Origin of the sequence: Kitasatospora aureofaciens, assembly GCF_001188955.3 — a bacterium.
Taxonomy (GTDB): domain Bacteria; phylum Actinomycetota; class Actinomycetes; order Streptomycetales; family Streptomycetaceae; genus Kitasatospora; species Kitasatospora aureofaciens.
The window spans coordinates 1-3,177 of record NZ_JPRF03000102.1 but is presented as its reverse complement, the minus strand read 5'-3'; the positions used below and the strand labels follow the sequence as shown (position 1 = coordinate 3,177).

The following is a 3,177-nucleotide window of genomic DNA, read 5'->3' as shown; positions in this document are numbered from 1 at the left end:
CTGAGGACAAGCCCTCGGCCTATTAGTACCGGTCAACTCCACCCCTCACAGGGCTTCCATATCCGGCCTATCAACCCAGTCGTCTACTGGGAGCCTTACCCTCTCAAGGAGGTGGGAGTGCTCATCTCGAAGCAGGCTTCCCGCTTAGATGCTTTCAGCGGTTATCCCTCCCGAACGTAGCCAACCAGCCATGCCCTTGGCAGAACAACTGGCACACCAGAGGTTCGTCCGTCCCGGTCCTCTCGTACTAGGGACAGCCCTTCTCAACACTCCTACGCGCACAGCGGATAGGGACCGAACTGTCTCACGACGTTCTAAACCCAGCTCGCGTACCGCTTTAATGGGCGAACAGCCCAACCCTTGGGACCTACTCCAGCCCCAGGATGCGACGAGCCGACATCGAGGTGCCAAACCATCCCGTCGATATGGACTCTTGGGGAAGATCAGCCTGTTATCCCCGGGGTACCTTTTATCCGTTGAGCGACGGCGCTTCCACAAGCCACCGCCGGATCACTAGTCCCTACTTTCGTACCTGCTCGACCCGTCAGTCTCACAGTCAAGCTCCCTTGTGCACTTACACTCAACACCTGATTGCCAACCAGGCTGAGGGAACCTTTGGGCGCCTCCGTTACCCTTTAGGAGGCAACCGCCCCAGTTAAACTACCCACCAGACACTGTCCCTGATCCGGATCACGGACCCAGGTTAGACATCCAGCACGACCAGAGTGGTATTTCAACGGCGACTCCACAACAACTGGCGTTGCTGCTTCACAGTCTCCCACCTATCCTACACAAGCCGAACCGAACACCAATATCAAGCTATAGTAAAGGTCCCGGGGTCTTTCCGTCCTGCTGCGCGAAACGAGCATCTTTACTCGTAATGCAATTTCACCGGGCCTATGGTTGAGACAGTCGAGAAGTCGTTACGCCATTCGTGCAGGTCGGAACTTACCCGACAAGGAATTTCGCTACCTTAGGATGGTTATAGTTACCACCGCCGTTTACTGGCGCTTAAGTTCTCAGCTTCGCCCCACCGAAGTGGAGCTAACCGGTCCCCTTAACGTTCCAGCACCGGGCAGGCGTCAGTCCGTATACATCGCCTTACGGCTTCGCACGGACCTGTGTTTTTAGTAAACAGTCGCTTCTCGCTGGTCTCTGCGGCCACCCCCAGCTCAAGGCGCAAGGCCCGTCACCAGGAATGGCCCCCCTTCTCCCGAAGTTACGGGGGCATTTTGCCGAGTTCCTTAACCATAGTTCACCCGAACGCCTCGGTATTCTCTACCTGACCACCTGAGTCGGTTTGGGGTACGGGCCGCCATGAAACTCGCTAGAGGCTTTTCTCGACAGCATAGGATCATCCACTTCACCACAATCGGCTCGGCATCAGGTCTCAGACTATATGTGAGGCGGATTTGCCTACCCCACGTCCTACACCCTTACCCCGGGACAACCACCGCCCGGGCTGGACTACCTTCCTGCGTCACCCCATCGCTCACCTACTACCCCGTTGGGCCACCGGCTCCACCACTTCCCTTTGCCCGAAGGCTCCGGGACGGCTTCACGGGCTTAGCATCAGAAGGTTCAGCGTTGGCGCTTCAAAGCGGGTACGGGAATATCAACCCGTTGTCCATCGACTACGCCTGTCGGCCTCGCCTTAGGTCCCGACTTACCCTGGGCAGATCAGCTTGACCCAGGAACCCTTGGTCAATCGGCGCAAGAGTTTCCCACTCTTGTATCGCTACTCATGCCTGCATTCTCACTCGTATACCGTCCACGACTCGATTCCTCGGCCGCTTCACCCGGCACACGACGCTCCCCTACCCATCACAGCAGGCGTTGGCCCTATAGCTGCAATGACACGACTTCGGTGATGTGCTTGAGCCCCGCTACATTGTCGGCGCGGAATCACTTGACCAGTGAGCTATTACGCACTCTTTCAAGGGTGGCTGCTTCTAAGCCAACCTCCTGGTTGTCTCTGCGACTCCACATCCTTTCCCACTTAGCACACGCTTAGGGACCTTAGTCGGTGTTCTGGGCTGTTTCCCTCTCGACCATGGAGCTTATCCCCCACAGTCTCACTGCCACGCTCTCACTTACCGGCATTCGGAGTTTGGCTAAGGTCAGTAACCCGGTAAGGCCCATCGCCTATCCAGTGCTCTACCTCCGGCAAGAAACACGTGACGCTGCACCTAAATGCATTTCGGGGAGAACCAGCTATCACGGAGTTTGATTGGCCTTTCACCCCTAACCACAGGTCATCCCCCAGGTTTTCAACCCTGGTGGGTTCGGTCCTCCACACGGTCTTACCCGCGCTTCAACCTGCCCATGGCTAGATCACTCCGCTTCGGGTCTTGGGCATGCAACTCAAACGCCCTATTCGGACTCGCTTTCGCTACGGCTACCCCACACGGGTTAACCTCGCTACACACCGCAAACTCGCAGGCTCATTCTTCAAAAGGCACGCAGTCACGGCCCACCAGCAAGCTGGCGAACGACGCTCCCACGGCTTGTAGGCACACGGTTTCAGGTACTATTTCACTCCGCTCCCGCGGTACTTTTCACCATTCCCTCACGGTACTATCCGCTATCGGTCACCAGGGAATATTTAGGCTTAGCGGGTGGTCCCGCCAGATTCACACGGGATTTCTCGGGCCCCGTGCTACTTGGGAGATGAGCAAGCAAGCCGTACAGATTTCGTCTACGGGGGTCTTACCCTCTACGCCGGACCTTTCGCATGTCCTTCGACTACCCATACGGTTTCTGACTCGCCCAGCCGCCGGCAGACGACTGAAGCTCATTCCCACAACCCCGTATTGGCAACCCCTGCCGGGTCTCACACCAATACGGTTTAGCCTCATCCAGTTTCGCTCGCCACTACTCCCGGAATCACGGTTGTTTTCTCTTCCTGCGGGTACTGAGATGTTTCACTTCCCCGCGTTCCCTCCACACTGCCTATGTGTTCAGCAGCGGGTGACAGCCCATGACGACTGCCGGGTTTCCCCATTCGGACACCCCCGGATCAAAGCTCGGTTGACAGCTCCCCGGGGCCTATCGCGGCCTCCCACGTCCTTCATCGGTTCCTGGTGCCAAGGCATCCACCGTGCGCCCTTAAAAACTTGGCCACAGATGCTCGCGTCCACTGTGCAGTTCTCAAACAACGACCAGTCACACACCCTC

Annotated in this window: 1 rRNA gene; it reads right to left on the bottom strand. The window is 57.3% G+C overall.

The annotated features are described in order from the left end of the window. Positions 1–2: 2 nt before the first annotated feature. Positions 3–3,122 (bottom strand): 23S ribosomal RNA (locus HS99_RS40350). Between the last annotated feature and the right edge of the window lie 55 nt (positions 3,123–3,177).